The sequence below is a fragment of the Ignavibacteriales bacterium genome (genome assembly GCA_026390575.1).
Taxonomy (GTDB): domain Bacteria; phylum Bacteroidota; class Ignavibacteria; order UBA10030; family UBA10030; genus Fen-1298.
The window spans coordinates 316,799-341,695 of sequence record JAPLFR010000016.1; the positions used below are offsets into that span (position 1 = coordinate 316,799).

General features: G+C 43.6%; 23 protein-coding genes. 3 read left to right on the plus strand and 20 right to left on the minus strand.

The window, feature by feature from the left end; translation table 11 throughout:
* Positions 1–22: 22 nt before the first annotated feature.
* On the minus strand, positions 23–1,072 hold the full coding sequence (gene hrcA, locus NTX44_14275) for a heat-inducible transcriptional repressor HrcA (GenBank protein MCX6122774.1): 1,050 nt from the start codon (positions 1,070–1,072) through the stop codon (positions 23–25).
* Positions 1,073–1,237: 165 nt separating this feature from the next.
* On the opposite strand from hrcA, the gene carA reads away from it, so the two are divergent.
* Positions 1,238–2,359: a glutamine-hydrolyzing carbamoyl-phosphate synthase small subunit gene (gene carA / locus NTX44_14280; GenBank protein MCX6122775.1), complete on the plus strand. Its 1,122-nt coding sequence runs from the start codon at positions 1,238–1,240 to the stop codon at positions 2,357–2,359.
* A 326-nt stretch (positions 2,360–2,685) separates the two neighbouring features.
* Entirely contained in the window at positions 2,686–3,543 is an 858-nt protein-coding gene (locus tag NTX44_14285; GenBank protein MCX6122776.1) for a T9SS type A sorting domain-containing protein, read from the plus strand.
* 146 nt (positions 3,544–3,689) lie between these two features.
* On the opposite strand, the gene NTX44_14290 is transcribed toward NTX44_14285, so the two are convergent.
* The 19 genes from NTX44_14290 to NTX44_14380 all read right to left on the minus strand — a co-directional run bounded on the left by NTX44_14290 (position 3,690) and on the right by NTX44_14380 (position 21,984).
* Entirely contained in the window at positions 3,690–4,511 is an 822-nt protein-coding gene (locus NTX44_14290; GenBank protein ID MCX6122777.1) for a class I SAM-dependent methyltransferase, read from the minus strand.
* Positions 4,512–4,560: 49 nt separating this feature from the next.
* Positions 4,561–4,914, minus strand: coding sequence for a hypothetical protein (locus NTX44_14295; GenBank protein ID MCX6122778.1), 354 nt, complete (start codon positions 4,912–4,914; stop codon positions 4,561–4,563).
* A 98-nt stretch (positions 4,915–5,012) separates the two neighbouring features.
* Entirely contained in the window at positions 5,013–5,642 is a 630-nt protein-coding gene (locus NTX44_14300) for a LysE family translocator (GenBank protein MCX6122779.1), read from the minus strand.
* An 80-nt stretch (positions 5,643–5,722) separates the two neighbouring features.
* Entirely contained in the window at positions 5,723–6,988 is a 1,266-nt protein-coding gene (locus tag NTX44_14305) for an SBBP repeat-containing protein (GenBank protein ID MCX6122780.1), read from the minus strand.
* 36 nt (positions 6,989–7,024) lie between these two features.
* A complete protein-coding gene (locus NTX44_14310; protein ID MCX6122781.1) occupies positions 7,025–7,783 on the minus strand; it encodes a DUF4184 family protein in 759 nt (252 codons plus the stop codon).
* A 610-nt stretch (positions 7,784–8,393) separates the two neighbouring features.
* Positions 8,394–8,948, minus strand: coding sequence for a transposase (locus NTX44_14315; GenBank protein MCX6122782.1), 555 nt, complete (start codon positions 8,946–8,948; stop codon positions 8,394–8,396).
* Positions 8,949–9,113: 165 nt separating this feature from the next.
* Positions 9,114–11,870 carry a vitamin B12-dependent ribonucleotide reductase gene (locus NTX44_14320; protein ID MCX6122783.1) on the minus strand — a complete coding sequence of 919 codons (2,757 nt, stop codon included), beginning with the start codon at positions 11,868–11,870 and terminating at the stop codon, positions 9,114–9,116.
* A 686-nt stretch (positions 11,871–12,556) separates the two neighbouring features.
* Complete coding sequence (locus tag NTX44_14325) at positions 12,557–13,120, minus strand: SPOR domain-containing protein (protein ID MCX6122784.1); 564 nt, start codon at positions 13,118–13,120, stop codon at positions 12,557–12,559.
* Positions 13,096–13,674 carry an SPOR domain-containing protein gene (locus tag NTX44_14330; protein MCX6122785.1) on the minus strand — a complete coding sequence of 193 codons (579 nt, stop codon included), beginning with the start codon at positions 13,672–13,674 and terminating at the stop codon, positions 13,096–13,098. The genes NTX44_14325 and NTX44_14330 overlap by 25 nt, the downstream gene beginning before the upstream one ends.
* Before the next feature lie 16 nt (positions 13,675–13,690).
* Positions 13,691–14,554 carry a deoxyribose-phosphate aldolase gene (deoC, locus tag NTX44_14335; GenBank protein MCX6122786.1) on the minus strand — a complete coding sequence of 288 codons (864 nt, stop codon included), beginning with the start codon at positions 14,552–14,554 and terminating at the stop codon, positions 13,691–13,693.
* A gap of 206 nt (positions 14,555–14,760) precedes the next feature.
* Positions 14,761–15,684 carry a methionyl-tRNA formyltransferase gene (gene fmt, locus NTX44_14340; protein MCX6122787.1) on the minus strand — a complete coding sequence of 308 codons (924 nt, stop codon included), beginning with the start codon at positions 15,682–15,684 and terminating at the stop codon, positions 14,761–14,763.
* A gap of 4 nt (positions 15,685–15,688) precedes the next feature.
* Positions 15,689–16,285, minus strand: coding sequence for a peptide deformylase (locus NTX44_14345; GenBank protein MCX6122788.1), 597 nt, complete (start codon positions 16,283–16,285; stop codon positions 15,689–15,691).
* Between the two features lie 100 nt (positions 16,286–16,385).
* On the minus strand, positions 16,386–17,003 hold the full coding sequence (locus NTX44_14350) for an NlpC/P60 family protein (GenBank protein ID MCX6122789.1): 618 nt from the start codon (positions 17,001–17,003) through the stop codon (positions 16,386–16,388).
* 126 nt (positions 17,004–17,129) lie between these two features.
* Positions 17,130–17,987, minus strand: a complete 858-nt coding sequence (locus NTX44_14355; protein MCX6122790.1) for a sigma-70 family RNA polymerase sigma factor — start codon at positions 17,985–17,987, stop codon at positions 17,130–17,132.
* 107 nt (positions 17,988–18,094) lie between these two features.
* Positions 18,095–18,367: a EutN/CcmL family microcompartment protein gene (locus tag NTX44_14360; GenBank protein ID MCX6122791.1), complete on the minus strand. Its 273-nt coding sequence runs from the start codon at positions 18,365–18,367 to the stop codon at positions 18,095–18,097.
* A gap of 12 nt (positions 18,368–18,379) precedes the next feature.
* Positions 18,380–18,649 carry a EutN/CcmL family microcompartment protein gene (locus NTX44_14365; GenBank protein MCX6122792.1) on the minus strand — a complete coding sequence of 90 codons (270 nt, stop codon included), beginning with the start codon at positions 18,647–18,649 and terminating at the stop codon, positions 18,380–18,382.
* Between the two features lie 66 nt (positions 18,650–18,715).
* Positions 18,716–19,882, minus strand: coding sequence for a phosphopentomutase (locus NTX44_14370; protein MCX6122793.1), 1,167 nt, complete (start codon positions 19,880–19,882; stop codon positions 18,716–18,718).
* 60 nt (positions 19,883–19,942) lie between these two features.
* On the minus strand, positions 19,943–20,137 hold the full coding sequence (locus NTX44_14375) for a hypothetical protein (GenBank protein ID MCX6122794.1): 195 nt from the start codon (positions 20,135–20,137) through the stop codon (positions 19,943–19,945).
* Between the two features lie 35 nt (positions 20,138–20,172).
* A complete protein-coding gene (locus tag NTX44_14380; protein MCX6122795.1) occupies positions 20,173–21,984 on the minus strand; it encodes a diguanylate cyclase in 1,812 nt (603 codons plus the stop codon).
* A gap of 363 nt (positions 21,985–22,347) precedes the next feature.
* Between NTX44_14380 and NTX44_14385 the strand changes: the two genes are divergently transcribed.
* Positions 22,348–24,864: a sugar phosphate nucleotidyltransferase gene (locus tag NTX44_14385; protein ID MCX6122796.1), complete on the plus strand. Its 2,517-nt coding sequence runs from the start codon at positions 22,348–22,350 to the stop codon at positions 24,862–24,864.
* Positions 24,865–24,897 lie beyond the last annotated feature (33 nt).

Below are 24,897 nucleotides of genomic sequence, written 5' to 3' on the forward strand. Positions count from 1 at the left end.
CAATTCCTGCGGTTATTGTTTCTTATGAACTTAACATCTTTGCAATCGCCTGCGCCACGTAGTCGACAAGCGGAATGACTTTGCCGTAGTTCATACGCGTTGGGCCGATGATGCCTACACGACCCGTCACTCCGCCAACATCATACGTCGCTGTAACAAAGCTGTATTCTTTGGTTGTTTCGTCCTTATTTTCTGCGCCGATGGTTACTACATAATTTCTCTGCGATTCATCATGGCGTTCCAGCAGGTGAACGATGATGTCTTCGTTTTCAATCAATTCAATGACAGAACGAAAGTTCTTTGGATCGATAAATTCCGGCTGGTCTACTATGTTTTTCGTTCCGCCGATAATTACTTTATCACGGTCTTTGGAATCGGTAAACAACTGGTCGACCGATTCAACAAAGAGCCGGATCAATCCGGTTTTTTCATTCTGCACATCCCGAAGCCGGTCAATAAACGAATCGCGGATTTCTCGGAGCGTCAATCCGAACAACCGCTCGTTGATGAGACGGCCAACCTGATCGAGATGATCGCGCGGGACTTCAGCGCCGACTTCCAGCATAATTGTTCGCACAATACCGGTGCGAATAGAAATCACCACGAGCAGTTTTGAACTGGTTATGGGAATCAATTCAATTTTTTCAAATATACCGCTGCTGAAATGCGGTGATGTTACTATACTGAGTTGATGTGAAATCTTCCCAAGCAATTTTGAGGATTCCCTCAGCATTTCTTCTGCATCATTCGTCTGGTTCAATTGCTGTTGAATGCGCAGTTTTTCATCGTCACCTAACTGCTGCATCTCCATCAGATAATCAATGTAAAACCTGTACCCGAGATCGGTCGGTATTCTGCCTGCCGAGGTGTGCGGATGAGATAAAAATCCGGTTTCTTCCAAATCCGCCATGACATTGCGGATAGAAGCTGCGCTGAGATTTTTCTCTAAATGTTTGGAAATATACCGCGAGCCGACTGGAACAGCCGTCTGAATATAATTGTATACCACGTGATGTAAAATACTCTGTTCACGTTCGGTCAACTTTTGGTTTTTGTTCGGTACTTCTGTCATCCTGCACCTGTGTCTCCAATACAAAATTAACCATTAAACACTCCTTTGTCAAGGTAAGCACTCGATGATGGTGAGTGCTTCTGGTGCAGCGAACGAAATCTTGCAACAGCTAAAATTTGCGGGAAATTGCATCGCCTCGCATTTCTTCTTATCTTCATAACAGTTATGAAAGCAAAACTTGTTCTCGAAAACGGCACTATCTTCACGGGCGAATCATTCAGCGCAAACGGTGAAACGACCGGTGAAGTGGTTTTCAACACCAGTCTTACTGGATATCAAGAAATCCTTACCGATCCATCGTACGCAGGACAAATCGTGACAATGACATATCCACTCATCGGCAATTACGGTGTGAATACGGAAGATCTCGAATCGGTCAAACCGCAAGTAGCAGGATTTGTAGTGAAGGAATATAGTGAATTTCCAAGCAACTTCCGCTCTACAGAAAGTCTCGGCAGTTGGCTCATAAAGCATAATATCGTCGGCATACAAGGTATAGATACGAGGATGCTGACGAAGATGATCCGCTCCGTCGGTGCAATGCGCGGAATTATTTCTACGCAAGATTTAGATGATAAAAGTTTGCTTGTCAAAGTGAAAAAATCACCGCAAATGGCAGGACTCGATCTTGCCAGCTGCGTTACTACACTCGAATCGTACACATGGGATGAAATTGATAGGACACAGTTCGCGCTCCCTTTATCCAAGGCTATTCCTGGAAAGAAATGGAATGTTGTTGTGTACGATTATGGCGTGAAGCAAAATATCCTGCGCCGGCTGACTTCTTACGGATGCAATCTTACAGTAGTACCTGCGCACACTTCGGCAGAAGATGTGCTAAAAATGAAACCAGACGGGATTTTTCTTTCAAACGGTCCTGGTGATCCAGCGGCGGTAACGTACGCAATTGAAAACCTCAAAAGACTTATTGGAATGAAGCCGATCTTCGGAATTTGCCTCGGACATCAATTACTCGCATTGGCATTAGGTGGAAAAACATTTAAGCTGAAATTTGGACACCGTGGAGGCAATCATCCCGTAAAGAATCTGAAAACCGGATCGATTGAAATTACTTCGCAGAACCATGGCTTTGCCGTTGATCCGGATTCACTCGATGAGAAATCTATCAGGATCACTCACGAGAATTGGAACGATCATACGAACGAGGGATTCCGCCATCGTTCGCTGCCGATCTTCTCCGTTCAATATCACCCGGAAGCTTCCCCCGGCCCACACGACAGCGATTATCTCTTCGCCCAATTCATAGAGATGATGGAAAAACAATAGGTATACTAACCTCGCTATTTCTTTAAAAAATATCTTTTCAGCTCAATCGCATTTTTTATTTTGTCATTGACTCGCTGGAATTAATATTTCAATTAATAGATACTTCCAAAAATACGAGATCCTTCGCCTTTCCGCTCCTCAGAATAACGGTTACTATCCATTTTTTGGCGGTTTTTCATACACATTTACAATCAATAGTAAGAATCAGATAATTCTGAATTATGAATAGGATATTTCTGATAGTATTGCATTTCGATAATGCGTTCCTTACTATTCAACATAGTATTTCCACAATTGATCTTTCATCTTAAACAGAAGGAGCCAATATGAGAAAATGGTTAAAATTATTTTTTCTCATTTCCTTATGTTTGGCAACGCTTTCGGTTTCGAACGCGCAAATTCCAAACGCTGGATTTGAAACGTGGACAGACGGTACACCAACCGGTTGGGTTACAGATAATGTTGCACCACTTTTTATACCTATTACCCAGTCGAATGACGCTCATTCCGGAACATCGTCTATGCAAGGAGCGACAATTCAGTATCTAACAAATAATTACCCTGCCGAAGTCTCAGCTGATTTCTCGATCAGCGCTCGCTATAGTTCTTTCAAGGGTTGGTATAAATTTACTTCTGTAGGAGGAGATACACTTTATTTCCATGCCATTTTATATAAAGGTACGAATCCAATCGCAGGTGCGCAGTTCTTTACTGGAGTGAGTGTATCAAGCTACACTCAATTCAATGTGCCCATGACGTATTTTTCATCAGAGGTACCGGATGCAGCTATGATTGAAATTATAAACATTTCTTCAGGGGCATATCATCTTGGCACCACTTATAATATTGATGACCTTAGTTTCGGTTCTGAAACAGGCGTCCAGGAGTCGGTCTCTGAAAAACCTGCCGGGTTTGCACTTTCACAGAACTATCCGAATCCGTTCAATCCATCGACGGCAATTACGTATCAGCTGCCAACTGAGAGTATGGTCCGCCTGGAAATTTATGATGTTATGGGAAGAACTTTGGCAATATTGGTAAACGAGGAGAAGCCTGCTGGACAGTTTACGGCAACATTTGATGGCTCTAAATTTACGAGTGGTATTTATTTCTATCGCCTCAATGTGACAGTGCGGGATGGGAAATCATTCTCACAAACCAATAAGATGATATTGATGAAATAAAAATTACCGCGCACAATACATATCCACGAACACTACAAACGGCGTCAAGAAGGCGCCGTTTGTGTTTTACTCCTATTCAGAAGAAGATCCTGATGATAAACGCATCATCGACAAAACAGTACACCGTTGGAGTCTGCGGTCATGAATTAGTTTGAGAACTTCAAATGGACCATCGACATAATTTTTAAACGATCGGAAAGAAAAGTTCCGTACTTATTTCTAAGTGATAACCTCTTCTTCATCCCTTTGAACATGGGATATTCATCAATAAGTGTAATTCTTTTATCCCAGGTTTGAATGTGTTTTGCTGTTTCAATTCCCCATTTTAAAAAAGCAGTCTTATCCATACCGCCGGCTTCAATGACCTTTTTGTTGGCAACCATTACACCTAAGGGTGAAGCCTCATCAAATATTAATTCACCTAATGGAAACTTATCAGCAAGCCGGACGAAGAACTTCTTCATTTCAGCTTCATTAAAATAGTAGAATACACCGACAGCTATAAACAAAATTGCATCATCGACCTTCACATGATGAAGCCAGCTTTCATCCAAAAAAGAAGCAGCGATACATTCACTTCTCCTGGGTTCCGGAATAAGACTCCTGCGAAGTTCGATCACGTCCGGCAAATCCAAATTGTACCACCGGAGATTCCCATTATCTATCCTACTGAGGGTCGTATCTAAACCGCAGCCAATATTGACAATAGTCGCTCTGGGGTGTCTTAAAAGGAATTGCTTTATTGTTCGATCAACATGCAAACAACGGACTATCCAAGCGAGGCGCGTGATCTCACTCATGTTATTTGTTATCGTTGAAAAGTCGTAGTTTATCTTTTCAATTATTTGGACAGCAGCTGTATCTACCAATAATGGCTTTTGTTTGCGGGTTTCGACCGCACGCCCCCACAGAGGAAGCAGGAGTGTCTTCTGAACACTTCCGAGATCGATTGCTTTTTTTTCCGGCATACTTTCTTGCGTTCCAAAGATTTACATTGATTGAGAAATAGCTCAATATTTACGTAAGTTGCAGTGATTTCAGCAACTCCAAAAACGGATTTAGAATGAACTCCAATATTCCAAGAAAAAGTATTAAAGAGGCAAATCTTATTCCCCATTTCGACCAGATCTTTTGTTCCAGTTGGAATTGTTCCACGCTCTCCCACCGTTTATTCTGCCACGACCATTCATTTCCCCTCATTCCCAAAACTATCATCATGATAAATCCGACAATCGGTACGATGCAAAAAAAAGCAATATAGGTCTTGTTACGAATTCCCCAAACCCAGTTCAGGAAAAAGGCACCCCAATTCCATCGGATAATTTCTCGTGGGACATCTGCCGTTTCTCCCTGTCCCGATGTGTTTTCCATAACAACATTCCTTTTATTTCTGTAATCAGTATATCCTTATTACGACACGCATATTCTCGTTGTTACTCAAGTGAAATGAAGCGGTCAGATGCGGATGATCATATTTGCTGCATAAAAAATAGCCGTACTCCTAATCCCATCAGTACTGCACCTGTCACTCTTTGTCGCCATTTGTGGATACTGCTGTTCCCTGCAAACCAATCGCTCGTCTTCGCAACAAGGACAGCCAAAAGCGATTCGTAAACGATATCCAGCACCGCGAGAATCCCTCCTAATAATATAAATTGCATAATGACCCATCCGCGACGAGGATCGACGAACTGAGGTACAAATGCTAGAAAGAAGAGAGCAACTTTCGGATTGAGAACGCCGGTGATAAAAGCTTTCGTAAAATGTCCGGTAGGTTCTTTATTGGATAATTCTGATACTATATTTAAATCTTGGTGTGTCTTAAACGCGTTGATTCCAAGATATATCAAATAGACAGCTCCTATATATTTAACAGCGTTAAAAGCCATTGTCGATGTTGACAGGATAGCTGATAATCCTATGGCAGCTCCGATAGCATGAACGAATACAGCTGTATTAAGTCCGATGGCTGTAATGATACCTGCTTTCCTTCCTTCACCAATGGTTCTTGCAATAACAAGAGCCTGTGCCGGACCTGGAGCAAGAATGATAATAATACTTGCTGTTATGTACGTAAGCAGCGTTGTTGTTTCAAACATGAGTATACGCAGCTCTATCCTTCGAACTCAGCGAAAGAATTGTGGATTCTCCTTTCAACTTCATTTGAAGTGAAGCGCAATTAAGGTTGGATCGATTTCTTTTCCATCTCATATTTCACGACAAAAATATCGTGTTCCCCAGCGACAGAATTAAAAAGATTTCCTCCCGTCAATCCCGTATGATAGACATTTCCTTTTCTATCGAAACAGACACCTTTGCCGCATGTACCACCGAATTTTCCTGCCGCGACACTATTTCTGGTCCATAACAAGTCGCCATCTTTTGTGAACATTCGGACAAACGACTGGCAATCGGGCCAATGCTGACAACCGCTGACGACAATATTATCCGATATTTTTTCATTCATATCGATACCGAGAATTCCGTCCCACTTTTCTGTACCAAATTGGTGTGACCAGACTATTTCACCATTCTTATTCATTTTTATAAGAAGACAATCACCCTCTCCCTGGTTTTTACCCGCAAAATCTCCGCCGGTTGAACCTCCTATATAAAGGTTCCCTTTCTTATCCACTACAGTATGTGATGCATTATCATAATTGTCCGTGCCAAATTGAATAAATCGTATTTGCTCACCATGAGTAGAAAATAATCCTACGAAAGCATCCCACTTTCCTTTATTCTTGCACGCGAGGTCGCCGGAAGTGTTGCCGCAAACATAAATAACCGACGTAGCATCTCCGCTTACTCCTAAACAATCATCATTTTCTGGTGTCCCAAATTGAACGGCAAATATTTTGTTTCCGGCTGTGTCCAATTTCAAGAGAACACCATCGGTCTTGCCGAAAGACGTTTTACCAATACATCCTTTTGTCACTCCTGAGATATAGATATCCCTTTTTTCATCCACGTAGATTCCATTCCCGACATCAACACTATCGGATCCATATTGCTGCTGCCATTTTAGGTTGCCAGAACTATCAAATGTAACGACCCAGATATCTGTTGATCCATACGATTGTGTTACTACGCCGCCTGTCGCTCCGGTCAAATAAATATTTCCCAGATTATCTATTGTAAGCCAATTAATATTATCATCTTCTTTCGTCCCAAATTGCTTTGTCCAGAGAATAGCTCCTGTACTGTCAAGTTTTGTAAGAAACCCATCTGCTTTCCCATAATTGCTGCCGGATAAATTTCCTTGCGTGCTTCCCGCAACATAGACATTTCCTACTTGATCGGCTACCGCATTTAAACCTGCTTCTTCCTTCTCCGAGCCGAATTGTCGCCCCCAAACGAAATTCGTTTGCGGTAGAACATCATAGTGAACATTAATCAGTAACGATAAAAGCAAAGGTACGTGGAATAATAATACTTTCTTCATGTTGTCACCCTTATTATTTTTATATTATTTTTATTGTTATTTCGTGTACGTTTTCGAAGACGTTCGAAATCTATCATAGATCCTCACTACCACCGAGGCAACAGTGATTGAAACAGCAGAACCGGATAAAAAGTTAACAATCGTGTACCTCAGTAATCGCACAAAGGAAACATGGGGCAGTGTAAAAGAGCGGGCAATACAAAATACAACGAGAACAAATAATGCAGTTATCCAGAAGCTTTTTGGGTGACGGGGAACAACAAGTAGAGGCTTTTCGGAGATATGGAGAATGACGACAAAGAGAACCGTAACCGCGCCTAATATACCGCAGCCATATTGCAGGAGCTTGAATATGGGAATCTGATAGATAAATGTTCTCTCAGTGAGAAAGGAAATATTTTGGACAAAATAACCGGAGCTATGTGTAAAACTATCCCAGACAAGGTGCGTTATGATTCCAACAAAAGCCGAAAAGAGAATTATGAAGAGACGAAAGAGGGATTTATATTCCCAACTATTTGTCAACCAATCTGAATATTTAAGCGCCAACGATCGAGGCAAAGCAGATGCAAGGCTTGACTTGATGATGAAATGCCATACACATGCGGCACCGAGGGTGACGGGAATGCAATAACGTATAATACCATTCGGTGAATGACTAATCAAAGTACCGATTTGCGTCCGAAACAGATAATCAAAATCCGGAGCCATACTGCCAATGACAAGACACGTCATATCCAATCGTGTTTTTCGAAAGGGGAAGACAGCTAACGGATGGGCAAGAGTAAATGGCATAGAAGTATACACTCAAAATTTATTTTTTTATTTTTGTTGTGTAAAAGTTTTTTACTCGACATGCCTTTCTTGATTTGCTTTAATATAATGCCATCCGATAAAATAAGCCACTAGAGATGCGACAAACGATGCAAGTATGTCCAGTGCGTCAATCAGATACTGCCAAAAAAGATATTACACTATTTCCCAAAGCGATAATCCGATACAAACGATGAAACAATAGAGAATCAACTTTTTTCTCAATAAAGGCACATTCATCACCATTCTTTTTTCAGGGAATGTATCTACGAGCGACACTAGCAAAAAAGGTAACCCAATTGATGCCAAGAAATTAGGAGCAATTCCCAGTAAGAAGGCAGGAAAATGACTTAAATTGAAATGTGATGCCCTTACAATATGGATGATGAGATTTGACAAGAAACTCGTCAACGTCATGAGTGCGCTGAGTCTGATAATTATTTGTTTTTGAATTGAATATTGCATGGCCTTGAAATAAAAATATAGTTTGAATACGAATGCACTACGTCTCTATGCCTTACCTCTGTACAGAAACGGTAGAACGATTTCAGTTGAGACACAAACGCCGATGATGTTTCCACCACCGGCGTTATCATTTCTCGCTTTGTAAAAATAACGGTACATCTTCTGGGTTTTCTTTGTCAAACGCCCATGTAACAACATTATTAGCAATGTAATCACGGATGTTTTGCAATTCATTTTCGCTGCGGATGATGCGGTCGTAATATCTTGGCTGCCAGAACTGGGCATCCCCTGTTAAATGCATTTCATTGATTCTTTTTGTAACTGCAGATTTGAATGATCTCACAATTGTTGAAACGGAATCTGAAACAGGTCTCCCAAATCGTTCTGGTAGGGACACGGCATGCCGTGTCCCTACTACTGATTCATTCAATATTAATATTCCATGTATATGATTCGGCATAACAACATATTCATCCAATTCGACATTTGAAAAATGTTCCAGAATTCCCTTCCAACATCTATCGACTATTTTCCCTCTATCATTCAAATCCATCTTACCGCTTACGATTGAACCAAATATGCAGTTATGATTCTTTGTACAAATCGTTACAAAATATTCTCCTGGTTGAGAATAATCAAACTCTTTGAGACGAATCGATTTTCTTTGGCGCTTTTCTATCATCAATACAATACTAAAACACAAAACGCCGGTGATGTTACCACCACCGGCGTTCGTTATTATCCAACTTTATTTTATTCCCCAACAATTCATAGCCTCATCCTATTGTTGTGAGTATATTTGGTAAACCTTGCGAAGGTTTCAAATCCTTCGCAAGGTTATCACATCTTATGAGCATCCGCTTGTTGATCCACACTCAAGACATTTGTAACACGAGCCGCTGCGGATCATAATACTGCCGCACTCGTGGCACGGGGGCGCATCGGATTGTGTCTCAAACACAAATTTTTCATTCTTTTCCAGCACTGATGCGGCTTTTGTCGCCGCGGCGTTGAGAATTGCAGCTGGCTTTTTCGCGGTTTCTGCACTGATCTGCACACCGCTCATGGGCGCCTCACCGCGATCTTCTATAAGGAACTTCTTGCCAAGCCATCGGAAAATATAATCGCTCACCGATTTTGCTATCGGGATATCCGGATTGTTTGTGAATCCGGACGGTTCATAGCGCGCGTGACTGAACTTATCCACCAGCACCTTCAGCGGTACGCCGTACTGCAGGGCTATCGAAACCGATGTTGCCAACGAATCCATCAATCCTGAAATCGTTGAGCCCTCTTTGGACATCGTTATGAACAGTTCACCGGGTGACCCGTCTTCAAACATACCGACAGTGATGTATCCTTCGTGTCCGGCAATACTGAACTTGTGCGTGATAGATTGGCGCTCATCCGGCAAGTGCCGCCGTGCAGGTTTTGCTGCAGCCTGCTGTTTATCCTTTTTCTTATCGAGCGATGTGCTCAGCGGCTGTGTCCGCTTGCATCCATCCCGATAGACGGCAATCGATTTAAGGCCGAGCTTCCATGCTTCGATGTAGGACTGCATAATATCTTCCGCTGTTACGTCGGTCGGCATGTTCACTGTCTTAGAGATCGCACCAGAGAGGAATGGCTGTGCTGCCGACATCATCTTGATATGCCCCATATAAGGAATAGAGCGTTTCCCGTTTGCCGGTTTGAATGCGCAGTCAAATACAGGAAGATGTTCTTCTTTCAGGTGCGGTGCACCTTCTATGGTATCGTTCTTATCGATATAGGAAATAATATGTTCGATCTGTTCGTCGTCGTAGCCCAGTTTCGTAAGTGCCTCCGGCACCGTTTGGTTGATGATCTTCATCAAACCGCCGCCGCTCATTTTCTTGTACTTCACAAGCGCGATATCCGGTTCAATTCCCGTGGTATCACAATCCATCATGAAACCGATGGTCCCTGTCGGAGCAAGAACGGTCGTTTGCGAGTTGCGGATGCCGTGCGTTCGTCCAAGCTCAACAACATCCTTCCATACATTACATTGCGCCTCCCAAAGACTGGGTTCTACCGCATTCTTATCGATGCGTTCCGCGTGAATGCCATGTTTCGACATCACGTTCAACATCGGATCTCTATTCACTGCAAATCCGCTGAACGGACCTTGTGCTTCAGCAATTCTGGCCGATTGTTTATATGCTTCGCCGCACATCAGCGATGTGATTGCTGCGGCAAGCGTTCTGCCCTCAATACTATCATATGCAACGCCGCGCGACATCAGCAGGGCGCCGAGGTTCGCATACCCGAGTCCAAGCGGGCGATAGTCATGGCTGTTTTGTGTGATTGCCGGTGTCGGGTAACTCGAATTATCAACAGACATTTCCATTGCAGTAATCGTAACCTGAATAGCTTTTTTAAATGCGTCCACGTCGAGATCGCCATTCGTTCTCCGGAACTTCATCAAGTTCAGCGATGCGAGGTTGCACGCACTGTCATCGAGGAACATGTACTCGCTGCAGGGATTCGATGAATGAATCGGTGCAGTACCGGAACACGTATGCCAGTTGTTGATGGTCGAATCAAATTGAATACCCGGGTCGCCGCAGATCCATGCCGCATCGGCAATTTGTTTCATCAGATCGCGCGCGTGAAATCGTTCTACCGGCATTCCACCTTTGACAGCCTTGGTCCAAAATTCTTTATCTTCCAGCACGGCTTTCATAAACTCGTCGCTTACGCGAATGGAGTGATTGGCATTCTGGTAGAACACAGAATCATACGCACCGCCGGGAACATTGAAGCCGCCATCATAACCCGCGTCGATGAGCGCCCATGCTTTTTTCTCCTCTTCCGCTTTACAATTGATGAAACTGGCAATATCCGGATGGTCAACATTTAAGATGACCATTTTTGCAGCGCGGCGTGTCTTCCCTCCAGATTTGATTACACCTGCAAACGCATCGTACCCTTTCATAAACGAGACAGGGCCGGATGCAGTACCGCCGCCGGTGATACGTTCTTTTGAAGAACGAAGGGTTGAAAGGTTAGAACCTGTGCCCGAACCGTATTTAAAGAGCATGCCCTCTGTTTTTGCAAGCTCCAGTATAGAGGACATTGAATCTTTCACCGAATTAATAAAGCACGCCGAACATTGCGGCATTTTTTCCACGCCCACGTTAAACCATACCGGGCTGTTGAAAGACATATACTGATTGACGAGAAGGAAGAGCAGCTCATGATAAAATATTTCCGCATCTTCTTCTGATGCGAAATAGCCGTCTTTTAATCCCCATGTGTAATATGATTTGGCAACACGATCAACAAGCTGGCGTATGCTCGTTTCGCGTTCTGCAGTTCCTAATTGGCCATAAAAGTATTTCGAGACAACAACATTTGTTGCGGTCATCGACCATGATTTTGGGATTTCAACATCTTTCTGTTCAAAGATTTTTTCGCCTCGATCGTTCGAGATGATTGCAGTGCGCAGTTCCCATTCAACTTCATCAAACGGATGAACACCTCGACGCGTAAAGTACCGCTCGAAACGCAGTCCACGTTTCGCAGCTGAATGTTCATTGTTGTGAGAATCGACTGAAACATTGGTGGGTTGCAAATTTCGCATCTGTATCTCCTTACCTAAATAAAGTGCAGCGAAGTGTTAATAATCAAAAATAATATAACGACAAGTACGCCCTCAGACGGCTTGACGTGTCCGATTTCAATTTTCAAATTACAGGTGATAACAAAACAATCGAATGGTCATTGCACACCATATCATATAAACAGTATTAAAGGAGTATGTCATTTTAGATTTTTTTGGTGTGCAACTGGTTGTAAATATATTCGGTTACAGTCCCTTTGTCAAGTTAAAATTGAAGAGAAAAAAAATCACTTTTTAAGGGTAAAAAAACACTTGACAAGAAGAACATTATTCATATATCGACCGATCTCTATTCTTGTTGTGTGAACATCTCTGGCACTTCGATGTCCGGTTAAAAGCAGTGTGAATTCATTTTATATAATTTTGATATAAAATCAATTATTCTTCCTAACACACTACAGGGCAAAAAAGTTCTCACATTCTTACTCCACGAATCTCTTCTGGAGCAAGATTTTCCTAAAAAAATGGGGAAACCCAGGTACGAAAAAAAATTATTGAGAAAAACGAGAAAATAGACGGATCAAATACACATTTCACCGCCTTCGAAAGAATGATCTGGATAGTAACAAAGTGAAAAAGATGAAAGAATAGATCGGGGAGTTAAGTAAGTATCTTGAACTTTGCTATGTTTTAAAATTGCAATGCGGTCACTTCGAAATTGAAACACGTACCAACGTCCGCTGAACAATTCTATCCGGTACAATCCACGCATCGCGGTATCCCTTTTCAACAAACTCCGGCAGCCGCTGGTTGGCTTCGTATCGATTAATAAAATCTCCAATACGCACTTTATACACCGGCGCATCGTACACAACATAAATCGAATCACCTACAAATTTTTCGACGGCAAGATTCTTCATCAAGATAGTTTCATCCACGTTGGATGACGAAAATATCTGAATGCGGTATCCTTGCACAACTTCTTCTTGAACAATCATACTGTCTTTCGGAATTTCCAAAGGGTTCTGCTGTTTCTGTTCCGAACTCCGCACCTTCTGCACAATTTCAATCTCCCGGTCGAATTCAACAGGGTTGAGTGTTGCTTCATATTCAGAAAGTAGAAGTTTTTTTTCCTTCGGCTTTTCGATTTTCGGTTTCTCTTCCACTTGAAACGGCTTCGACGCAGTACACCCGGTCATGAACGCCATCAATAAAATAATTCCGGCAATTAACTGTGTATGAGTTTTTATGGGATAAAGTTGATCCAGCATAGCTTGTACTCATGAGGATATTGCTGCTTTAAGGAATCGCAGAGGGCAAATGCATCGTTCCGATTTTCGTACCTGCCGATACTGACGCGGTACAATTTTGCACGCTTGATAAACGTACTAAATACCGGCTGGTTTGCAAAATGTTCTTTAGCTTTCTTTTGTGCACGTAAGGCATTCGATACCTGACCAAAAGCACCGACCTGTACCGTGTAGATCGGATGTTCCGGACGTACAATTTTGATCAGCGGATGTGAATATGATTTTGATTTCGTGACAACGGATGCACGTACAGTATCTTGCCGCGATCTGAATTTTGGAGCAATGCGCGGTTTCTTTGCTAGTGCAATTTTCACGGAATCAACCTTCAGTTTGGAAGTAGTATCTTGACTCATTGCACGATGCACCACACGATGTGTCGTATCGATAGGACCGAAAATCTGTACTGGGCTTTTCGCCCGGTGGCCTGCACCGGTTTCTTCAGACGGGACACAGCCAATGAGCGTCAGCGCTGCACCGACAAAAAATAATATGAACATGAGAAAACGTTGATTCACCACATGCTGCTTTCTATTAGGAGGATAGTGAGGTGACCTTCTCCCCGATGACAATCTTAACACTTGCACTCGCACCGATGCGATCAGCACCGCTTGCAATAAGCGCAAGTGCATCTTCCTGCGACCGCACTCCGCCGGACGCTTTGACTCCTAACTCCGGTCCAACAACTTTCCTCATCAATGCGATGTCGCCAGCAGTCGCCCCGCCTTTTACAAAACCTGTCGATGTCTTTACAAAGTCTGCTCCGGCATGTTTTGCCAGCATGCACGCTTTCACTTTTTCCTCGTCGGTCAACAGTCCGGTTTCAATAATCACTTTCGTAAGCACTCCAAAGCTATGCGCCGCACTGACGACTGAAAGAATATCCTCTTCTACATACCCATACTCGCCGGACTTCAGCATCCCGACATTGATCACCATATCCACTTCACGCGCGCCGTCTTTGATTGCGCGATCAGTCTCAAATGCTTTTGCTGCGCTCGATGTCGCTCCTAATGGAAAACCAATCACCGTGCATACTTTCACATCCGTATCGCGCAAAAGTCTTGCGCACAGTTTCACATGTGATGGATTAATGCACACGCTTGCAAATCCGTACTGTTTTGCCTCTGCGCAGAGTTTTTCAATTTCCTTTTGTGTCGCATCCGGTTTAAGCAGTGTATGATCAATCATCCGCGCAAGGCCGGGATCGAATGCATCCTGTTCCAATCCAACACCTGTAGAGATTCGATCTGCGCCGCTCTTGACGATATTCTTTACACCATCTTTATTATGGATGACGCAAAGATTGTCTGTACAAATGCCATCTTTCGTGCACGTGTAGGCATTGGTCTCGTTGAGAACTTGTTCGATGAGATGAAGAATCGTTTGCTTGTCCATTCTTTTTTCCGAGACAGTTTTCAATAACTGTCTGTGTCAATATACGAGAATTATTTTGAGTTACAAGAGATTCAGGCGAAAAGTCGATCACGTTCTTACTTTTAGAGAAATCTATTATGTATATGAACAAGTCTAACAAGAAACGCGTGTTCTTGTCCAAATCTCAAGAATAATTATATTTCAGCACCGTCAGCGGCAGGGAATAATTATTCGAACACTTCGCCCGCTTCAATCTTATAACCACGGAGAAATTCTTCGATGCCGAGACGGCGTTTCCCTTCTTGTTGAATTTCGAGAATAGAAACCGTTCCATTGCCGGTTCCTACAAGCAGTGTGTCATTCGTTCGCTGGAGAACAATTCCTGCTGCTTGAGATTGTGCTTCCGAAATCTTTGTAGAGTACAGTTTGAGAGTTTTATCGTTGTGCATTGTCCAGGAAGCTGGACTTGGTGAAAGTCCTCTGATAAAATTATGAACCTGCTGAGATGATTTCTTCCAATCAATGCGGCAGTCGTTTTTGAAGATCTTTGGTGCTGCACATGCAAGTGCATCATTCTGCAAACGCGGCTGTGCCTTACCAAGTTCGATCAACCGGACGGTTTGAAGGACTACTTCGGCACCAACTTCAGAAAGTGTGTCATGGAGTTCTCCGGCGGTCTCATCCTCGCCAATTTTTGCGCGGGCCTGGAGAAGAATAGAACCTGTATCCACTTTATCCTGGAGAAAAAATGTGCTCACTCCAGATTCCTTTTCGCCGTTCATAATCGCCCAGTTGATGGGCGCTGCACCGCGGTATTTCGGAAGGAGTGATGCATGAAGATTAAAAGTACCGAGTTTTGGAATTGTGTATACTTCTCGCGGCAAAATTCTAAACGCTACGACAACGACGAGGTCGGGTGCGAATTGCTGGATATCCGAAACGAATTCTAAATCTTTGAGATTTCCAGGCTGAAGTATTGTGAGATGATGCTGGAGTGCGAACTCTTTAATCGGCGTAGAAGACACGTGCTGACCGCGCCCTCGCGGCTTGTCGGGCGCGGTCACCACGCCAGCAACTTCATAGGAATGATCCAGAAGAATGCGAAGACTTGGGACAGCAAATTCCGGCGTGCCCATAAAAAGGATTCGCATACGGCTATTCCTCCTCTGCCGTCACCACCGGATAATCCACTTCGATTTCCCCTTTTCGAATCTTTCTCAACTTTGGCAGCAGCATACTTCGTTTTGTTTTACTGACACGATCGACGAACAGTACTCCATTCAGATGGTCCAGTTCATGAAGAAGGACGCGTGCCAGTAATCCATCGGCAAGAAGTTCTTGTTCTTTGAATTCTGCATCATGAAAACGAACATGTACTTTTTCTGCACGTTCTACTTCACCACGCAGATTCGGGAGACTCAGGCACCCTTCTTCCATCACCCACGTGCCATCTTCGCTCAGAATTTCCGGATTAATCAATGCGAGTGTTTTAGGAAGATCGGGCGACGTTGGATGCATCGTATCCTCCGTTTCACCCTCAGCATTTGGCTCGGTGACATCTGAAATATCGATAGTAATCACACGCCGAAGATCACCCACCTGCGTTGCGGCAAGACCGAGGCCGTTGGCCTCGTGCATCGTCTCAAACATATCGTAAATAAGTTTGACGGTTGAATCATCCAGTGAGTCTACACGGTTGGCTTTTTTCTTTAGAATTTCTGTTCCGAAAAGATAAATTGGAAGAATAGACATACACTTAAACCTTCGTTAATCCTGATCCATTTTAATAGATTTTAAATAACTCTACTTTTATATTTTCATTCTGTCGTCTGCATTCTGTATCCTACGGCCTCTAATCACTAACAATCCGCCGTGCTGTCTCGAACCGTTTGGCAAAGTATGAACTCTGCAGCGAAGAAATTGTTACTCCGAAGGAGACACTCGCATGCGCAAAGAGATCGTCCCCCAAATAAATACCAACGTGTGATGCGTTCTCCCCCGTGGTGTTGAAAAAGATCAAATCACCAAACTTCAAATCGCTCAATTCAACCGCCTTGCCGAGCTTCGATTGTTCCACGCTTGAGCGTGGAAGCTGTTTGCCGATGGCGTTCTTGTACACCGTCATCGTGTAGCCTGAACAATCCATGCCATCTGCTCCGGCGCCGCCATGCACGTACGGTACACCCATAAATTTTGAAATCTCCCGCATCATCTTGCTTTGATCGAGCGGTTTCAGTGCTTCGTTTTTTTCTTTCCGAAAATCACGTGTGCCGCTCGTCACGCGTTCTACTTCTTTTGCATTCGGCTTTTTATCATTCTCTTTGGTTTCCTCTTCCGCTTCCTTCGACGCGAAACGCGCACCATGAGTCGATCCTGTTTCCGTTCGCGTAGATTTTCTCTCTTTGCTGCCAAATCGCGGGGACGATGCGCCGCACCCTTCAAGCACGAAGACTGCGATGGCAGTTCCCATCAATAACAATATTGAATGTTTGCAGTCGATAGGGAAAATGCTTTCGTTACGACGAAGCCCCGTACAGATGGGGCTTGCTAAGAGTTTGAATCAAAATGTCGTTTGTGTTCCAATACGTTTTTTCGATTATCCAAGATATGCGCGTAATGCTTTGCTTCGCGACGCATGCCGCAAACGGCGAATTGCTTTTTCCTTAATCTGCCGAACCCGTTCGCGCGTGAGGTTAAATTTTTCCCCGATCTCTTCCAGTGTGAGCGAATGCTCAGAATCGAGGCCGAAATAAAGTTTGATCACTTGTGCTTCGCGTTCACTCAGCGTTGCCAGTGCACGCTTTACTTCATTCTTCAACGATTCTTCTAACAGACCGGAATCTGGAGTCGGCTGTCTATTATCCTGAATAACATCGAGCAAACGATTATCTTCACCTTGCGCAAACGGTGCATCCATCGATAAATGCCGGCCGGAAATTTTAAGCGTGTCGGAAACTTCAAAGAGCGACATATCTAATTCTTCCGCCAATTCACTCGCACTCGGTTCGCGCTCAAATTCCTGTTCCAGCGTACTGAACGCTTTACCAATTTTATTCAATGCGCCAACACGATTGAGCGGCAGGCGCACAATACGCGACTGTTCCGCGAGTGCTTGAAGTATGGATTGACGAATCCACCAAACGGCATACGAAATAAATTTGAATCCGCGTGTTTCATCAAAACGCTTTGCAGCTTTTATGAGACCAAGATTGCCTTCGTTGATCAAGTCGCCGAGTGACAAACCCTGGTTCTGGTATTGCTTTGCTACGCTGACCACGAAGCGAAGATTTGCCTTTGTCAATTTCTCCAGCGCCTTTTGATCGCCTTTTTTGATACGCCGGGCGAGATCAATTTCTTCCTGCGGCACTAATAATTCGACTTTGCCAATTTCCTGGAGATATTTATCTAACGATTGGCTTTCACGATTTGTATATTGTTTGCTTATTTTCACCATTGACTCTTTGCCTAAATGTAACTTTTGTTTCCCGTCCCGCACTGGGCGGGACTACGGGTGTTCCAGCGATAGTTCCTATATATAACACGTAAAAGTGGGTGGAAAGTTCACGATTGCTGAAGATCGATTCTATCCACAATCCCGACAATACTTGCATCCACCGGCGCCATTTCTACCGGCAATGGAATTACCGCTTCGCGCGATGTGATATAAAAAACTGTTTCGCCCTGTCCGGCACCAACAGTGTCTACTGCAACAATCGGCGAGCCGGCATGCTCACGCTTGGCATTCAACGGTTGAATGATCTGAAGTTTGAAGCTCTTCAAAGTCTCATCCTTTTGCGTTGCCCAAAGAGTTCCAATAACCTTTGCAAAAAACACAACCGCCTCGCATTATTCAGAAATATCTAACTTGTCAACCACCGCCACGATGACGGCGTCTACGGGCTTGTTTTTTGTCACTGCCGTTTGGCGTGCAGAACTCCCAGATGCCACCAGCACAATATCACCGACCCCCGCTTGCACTGTATCAACGGCAACAACAAATGAATCTTTGAGCTTATAATCAAGATCTACATGCTTGACGATTTGAAGCTTCATTCCAACCATCTCTTCGTCTTTGCGTGTTGCCCAAATCGTACCAATAACTTTCCCGAGGATCATGATTCACCTTTTTATTAGACTCTGCAAACACGATATTGTTTCCGTTTGCAGCAGTATCTTCCGAACTTATAAAATATCTGTTAGAAAACTTTGACCCGAAAGCGATTGAGCTTGCGCGATGTTAAAAAACTCCGCTACGGTTTTACCGATATCGGCAAAAGAACTGCGTACACCGAGATTTACATTCTTCTTGCCGGATGTTGTATAACACAGCACCGGAACATATTCTCGCGTATGGTCTGTACTCTGATCTGTCGGATCGTTGCCGTGATCGGCAGTCAAGATAAGCAGGTCACCATCACTTATGCAGTTCTGGATTTCCGGAATCTTCAGATCAAACTCTTCAAGCGCTTTAGCATATCCTTTTGCATCTTGGCGATGACCATAGAGCATATCGAAATCAACGAGGTTCGCCATGAGAAATCCAGACTGCATCGATTTTCCGGTTTTAATAATTTCTTCGATGCCTTCTGCGTTTGATTTTATATGTGTCTTTTCCTGTAATCCGCGCCCGCTAAACAAGTCGTCAATCTTACCGATGCCAATTGTTGAAACGCCGCTTGCGTGCAAAATATCCAACACAGTTTCTGCTGGAGGTTCAACTGCGTAATCTCTCCGATACGGTGTGCGTATGTAGTTGCCGGCGGTTCCCATGAATGGACGCGCAATGACACGACCAACACGATGCTCATCCACTACAACATGTTCACGTGTTTTCTGACAAATATCATACAGACGCTCAAGCGGAATCACATCCTGATGTGCAGCAATTTGAAAAACAGAATCACCGGAAGTATAGAGGATCGGGTAACCAGTACGTACATGCTCATCGCCCAACTCTATGATGATCTCTGTGCCAGATGCCGGTTTGTTGCCTAAATATCCTTTGCACCCTGTGACACGAAGAAACTTCTCAAGCAGTTTTTTCGGAAAACCATTCGGATATAAAGGGAATGCTTTGTGAGTGATAATGCCAGCGATTTCCCAATGTCCAGTTGTGCTGTCTTTGCCCTCCGATGCTTCTGCCATTTTGCCGAAGCAACCAATAGCATTCTTGTTTCTTGAAACACCGTTTATATTCGTAATGTTTCCAAGTCCGAGTGCTTCAAGGTTGGGTAATCGCAATCCGCCTACGTCACGAGCAACGTGTGATATCGTATTCGTACCTCTGTCCCCGTAAACTCCGGCATCGGGTAATTCACCAACGCCAACGCTATCAAGAACAATGAGTATGAGTTTCGTCTGCTTTAACCTTATCCGAAATTTTCTGTGTGAGGATTGCGCAGTGAACTGCTATCCTAAAATCTCCTTTTCGTTGCACTTACAAATCTGCACCCGCTGTCGGTTGAATTTATAGGATCCATGGGCTGAACGCACCGATTGCACATAGAGCGTTGCTGTTTTCATAGTGCCGCATTTTGGGCACCTCACGCCTTTTTCCTGTGCGGCTTTTTTTGCTTTTTCCGCAAAGTCAGTTTTTTTCGCCATTTACATCTCCAAAAAAAGAATTACTGATTTGTTATTTAATATACTCTTACAATATTGCCGCCTGCTTCGATGGCTTTCCGAAGAACACGGTCAGCATTCTCCAGTAAATCAACGTCAGATGCTTCTTCCAGCGCACCGGCAACACCAACACTGATGGTGATTGAAAAACTCTTATTCTCGATATTGAGGATGTTGCTGGCAACATTCTTGCGAATTTTCTCTGCCCACAGCGACGCCTCATTCGATGTTGTGTGAACGAGAAGAACGACAAAACAATTGAAGTCGAATCTGCCAACAACATCGTATGGACGAATGGAAACTTTTACCATGCGGCTCACATTTTGCAGGATGAAATCAAATGCATCCTTTCCATACCGTGTAATATGCTCATCCATCCGGTCTATGGAAATCATCACCAGCGATAATTCGTTCGAGAAATCATTAGCACGCTGCACTTCTTCCTGTAATCGCCCCATAAAGCTTTTACGTGTTGCTACTCCAGTGGTTTCATCAAGCGAGACATAGTTATTCATAACATCTGTCAAACTGAGAATCTCAAGAGCCCAAGACGAAGTTTCAGTAAGTTTTTGAACAAGCTTCACATCTGCATCGGAATACGTTTTGGGGTCTTTGCTTTCGACCACCAACGCGCCATAGCACCGACTCAATGAATTGAGCGGCATAATCATCAAGGCGCCTTTCGCATCACATCGTTCTGCTTGAAAGAACCGCGGCATCGATGCCGTTGAAATGTCGTCTATGATTTTCGGAATACCAGCTTGGATCACACCTGCAGCAAGACTCTGCTGGGCGTCCAGTTCACACATTAGTGAAACATACGGATCGTTCATTCGGTTCAGAAGATAATGGACAATCCACGATTTTCGGTTGTCATCAAACAAAACCACTGTAACATAATCCCATGGAATAAGTCTCGATACTTCTTCAGCAAGCGACCTTGTTATAGAATGAGCATCAAATTCCATGCTCAATTGTTCACGTATACGATTAATCGACCGTAAGACTTCAGAATCCAGCAACAGATCATATTTTGAAGTATAACTGCGCGTGAGAGTGGATATCAACTTCGCTATTTGAGCAAGTGAAGTGATTGTTTCGTTGCCGTAAGCGTCGGACTCTAAACAATCCAATATAAGAACCGCAACCGGGTCCTGTGATGCGCCGCTGTAAAATATCGGAATACCGACAAATGTTTTGACCGCTTCAATTGTTTCATAATACGGCAGGATATCACTCTGTCCCAGAGCATTTACATAATTGACGATCTGCGGCTTTCCACTGATAGCAATTTGACTCACTAAATCAGAACCGATAGAAAGACGTCTATTTTTCATGAATTGCCCGCTGTCAGAGAGATGGCTTTCAAGCACCAACTGCTGTTTTTCTCTGTTCACCCAGAAAAGAGCAACGGTATGCGCGAAATGCACATCTTTCACAACGCCTAATACACGTTGGATGAGAGTATTAAATTCTGCGCGGGGTCCATCCTCGGCTTGTCCGCTGCCATCTGGAGATTCGATGAACTCGTTCAATTCAAATACTGTTGTTGTTGATTTTTCTGATTTTGAAGCTTTTTTTTCCGGAGCCATACTTTCTCTTTCAAGGAGTTCTGGTTGGGGAGATTCCGGTTCATCAATAAAATCAATTTTATATTGTTTACCGGAAGCTTGATAATCATCAAAAACAAGTTTCTTCATTTGATTGTCACGCTCCTCTTCTGCTGTGAGAGAATGACTACTTTCCTCTGCTTGCGCAGTAAGCCCTCTGCGTTTTCCCGTTCTCACAATCACGTACGCAATCGATGCTCCAGAAAGCAGAAAGAGCATTATCTTCGCAAACACGAATGAAAGAGCAAGGCCCCCTAAAAATGAAACGACGCCCACCACCACAATCAATTCTTCCGCAAACGTTAAAGAATGCAGTAAGGAAAAAATTGAGTTGAACCTTCGGGCGTCAGTCATTTCATTGAGTATAGAACGTTTTATAGTTGCCCACAAATTGCATTAAATTTACCTGTTTTGTGCCGGAAAGTCAATGAATCATATCGATATTAATCATTTTCAAATAAAATCACAAAAAACACTTTTGGTCTCGAGTTTAAAATTACCGATGCTTGCAGCAGTATCTTTTTTTGCATAACTTTTTATTATTTAGTTGTCTCTTTCATAGCCAAGAATTGGAAGTTCTCAATGAAAGCTGTCATCATGGCTGGGGGTTTTGGTACGCGATTGCGGCCACTCACGAGCGGCATTCCTAAACCGATGGTTCCAATGGTGAACAAACCCATTATGGAACATATCGTCGAATTGCTAAAAAATCATGGTATTGTAGATATTGTTTCCACTCTCTTCTATCAACCGGATGCTATTACTGGCTATTTTGGTGATGGTAGCGCCTTCGGCATAAAGATGCAATATCGAAAGGCAGAAGCCGATTACGGAACAGCAGGCAGTGTCCGCAACGCAAAAGACTTTTTAAATGAGAGATTTTTAATTATCAGCGGGGATGTTCTTACCGATTTCGACTTAACTGCGGCGATTCGCTTCCACGAAGAAAAGAAAGCGAAAGCTACAATACTGCTGACGCATGTTTCCAATCCTCTTCAATATGGAGTTGTTTTAACGAAGACCGATGGAAAAATTACCCGATTTCTTGAAAAACCATCATGGGGCGAAGTATTCAGCGATACCATCAACACTGGAATTTACATTCTTGAACCGGATGTTCTGGATCTCGTGCCGGAAAAACATGAATTTGACTTCGGAAAAAACCTTTTCCCTCTTCTCTTGGAGCGTGATCTTGGATTGTACGGCTATATCGCTCAAGGATACTGGAAGGATATTGGCAGTTTGAATGAGTATCAAGACGCCCATATGGATGCAATGCGAGGCGATGTGGAACTTCAGATTGATGGAGTAAGAAAGGGCAATCTCATTCTCGGAGATGGTACAATCATTGAGACAGAACTCCGCAATTGTACAGGAACAAGCGTTGTCGGGAAAAACTGTCATATCCATAACGGCGCGGTTATTAGTAATTCTATCATCGGCGACAACTGTGAAATCCTCCCCGGTGTTGTTATCCGAAATTCCATCATTTGGAAGAATTCCAAAATTGGCACTCGGTCTGAATTGACGCTCGATGTCGTTGGAAACAGTTGTGTCATCAATGACGATGTCGTGATTCTCGAAAATGTTTTCATCGGTGATTCGTGCTCAGTAGGCAAACGGAGCAAACTCCTGTCAAATATTAAAATTTGGCCGGAAAAGAATATTGAAGACGGCTCCATCGTAACACGGAGTTTAGTGTGGGAAGATCGATGGTTGCGCGAATTGTTCACTGACGCGCGCATCAGCGGTATTTCCAATGTTGAAATCAGCCCGGAGTTTGGCGCCAAGTTAGGAGCAGCATTCGGCGCTTTTGTCGGTTCAGGTTCGACAGTTGTAACCAGCCGCGATGCCGATAATGTCTCTCGCATGATAAACCGTGCAATTATGTCCGGTATCATGTCGGCAGGCGTTCATTGTATGGATTTACGCACAACTTCAATTCCTATCGTCCGGCACGAATTGCGAACAGGGAAAGAACGCGGCGGTATTCACGTCCGCAAATCCCCATTCGATAGAAGCAGCACAGACATTATTTTCTTTGATGCACAAGGCAAGGATTTGCCGTCAAGTAAAACAAAATCAATAGAACGCCTTTTCTTCGGCGAAGATTTCAGCCGTGCACACCACGATCAAGTTGGATCTATCTCATTCCCGGAACGCACAACAGAGAGTTACATCCAGCGTTTCTTAGAAACGCTGGACACGCAGGCAATCCGTTCTTCAAAACTCAAAATGGTGATTGATTACTCCAATGGAATCGCATCCACAATCTTCCCAAACATCCTTGGAAATTTAGACGTGCAGGTCGTAGCACTCAACGCCTATCTGGACAGCCGCAAAAACACACGAACAAAAGAAGAGTTCGATGCATCGCTTCATCAGCTTGCTTATGTGGTCACTTCATTAAAATATGATATCGGCTGTATGTTAGATGCCGGCGCAGAAAAAATGTTTATTATTGATGAACATGGTTCCATTATCGATAGCGATCGCTTACTGACTCTCATGTTGAAGTTTATCGCTCTTGCCGATAAAGATATGTCCAAATTTGCAGTACCGATTTCCGCAAGCGGCGAAGTTGATATCATAGCAGCAGAGTTCAATTTGAAGGTTGTGAAAACGCGGGACAGTCACCTCGCGCTGATGGATGCTGCAGGGGATAAACAAAGCAAGTTCGTCGGAGGTACAAAAGGCGGATTCATTTTCAATGATTTCCTCTTTGCCTCCGATGCAATGTACTCAATTGCAAAGCTGCTTGAATGCATCGCCAAGACAAAAAAGCGGATCGGCGAACTCGACAACGAAACTCCGCGGCTCCATTTCGTTAAAAAAAATATTTCGTGCCCATGGCATGTCAAAGGTCGAATTATGCGCAAGCTGACAGAGGAATCCGAAGGAATTCCTCGCGACTTGATTGAAGGAATAAAGCTGCATCCAGCTGACATGGGCGGGCATACCTCGATATTATTAAATCCTGATCGCGCGAGGCCTGTATTCCACATTAATGCAGAATCTATTGATGTTGCTGTGGCACAACGGCTTGCGGATGAATACGAATCAAAAATTAAAAAATGGATTGACGGCGAGCAGCAATAGGCGTTGTAAATTCATTTGTATTTTGAGAGAAAT

Coding starts and splice junctions, on each gene's coding strand:
- hrcA (MCX6122774.1), bottom strand. CDS start 1,072: ATGACAGAAGTACCGAACAAAAACCAAAAGTTGACCGAACGTGAACAG.
- carA (MCX6122775.1), top strand. CDS start 1,238: ATGAAAGCAAAACTTGTTCTCGAAAACGGCACTATCTTCACGGGCGAA.
- NTX44_14285 (MCX6122776.1), top strand. CDS start 2,686: ATGAGAAAATGGTTAAAATTATTTTTTCTCATTTCCTTATGTTTGGCA.
- NTX44_14290 (MCX6122777.1), bottom strand. CDS start 4,511: ATGCCGGAAAAAAAAGCAATCGATCTCGGAAGTGTTCAGAAGACACTC.
- NTX44_14295 (MCX6122778.1), bottom strand. CDS start 4,914: ATGGAAAACACATCGGGACAGGGAGAAACGGCAGATGTCCCACGAGAA.
- NTX44_14300 (MCX6122779.1), bottom strand. CDS start 5,642: ATGTTTGAAACAACAACGCTGCTTACGTACATAACAGCAAGTATTATT.
- NTX44_14305 (MCX6122780.1), bottom strand. CDS start 6,988: ATGAAGAAAGTATTATTATTCCACGTACCTTTGCTTTTATCGTTACTG.
- NTX44_14310 (MCX6122781.1), bottom strand. CDS start 7,783: ATGCCATTTACTCTTGCCCATCCGTTAGCTGTCTTCCCCTTTCGAAAA.
- NTX44_14315 (MCX6122782.1), bottom strand. CDS start 8,948: ATGATAGAAAAGCGCCAAAGAAAATCGATTCGTCTCAAAGAGTTTGAT.
- NTX44_14320 (MCX6122783.1), bottom strand. CDS start 11,870: ATGCGAAATTTGCAACCCACCAATGTTTCAGTCGATTCTCACAACAAT.
- NTX44_14325 (MCX6122784.1), bottom strand. CDS start 13,120: ATGCTGGATCAACTTTATCCCATAAAAACTCATACACAGTTAATTGCC.
- deoC (MCX6122786.1), bottom strand. CDS start 14,554: ATGGACAAGCAAACGATTCTTCATCTCATCGAACAAGTTCTCAACGAG.
- fmt (MCX6122787.1), bottom strand. CDS start 15,684: ATGCGAATCCTTTTTATGGGCACGCCGGAATTTGCTGTCCCAAGTCTT.
- NTX44_14345 (MCX6122788.1), bottom strand. CDS start 16,285: ATGTCTATTCTTCCAATTTATCTTTTCGGAACAGAAATTCTAAAGAAA.
- NTX44_14350 (MCX6122789.1), bottom strand. CDS start 17,003: ATGGGAACTGCCATCGCAGTCTTCGTGCTTGAAGGGTGCGGCGCATCG.
- NTX44_14355 (MCX6122790.1), bottom strand. CDS start 17,987: ATGGTGAAAATAAGCAAACAATATACAAATCGTGAAAGCCAATCGTTA.
- NTX44_14365 (MCX6122792.1), bottom strand. CDS start 18,649: ATGATCCTCGGGAAAGTTATTGGTACGATTTGGGCAACACGCAAAGAC.
- NTX44_14375 (MCX6122794.1), bottom strand. CDS start 20,137: ATGGCGAAAAAAACTGACTTTGCGGAAAAAGCAAAAAAAGCCGCACAG.
- NTX44_14380 (MCX6122795.1), bottom strand. CDS start 21,984: ATGCTCTTTCTGCTTTCTGGAGCATCGATTGCGTACGTGATTGTGAGA.
- NTX44_14385 (MCX6122796.1), top strand. CDS start 22,348: ATGAAAGCTGTCATCATGGCTGGGGGTTTTGGTACGCGATTGCGGCCA.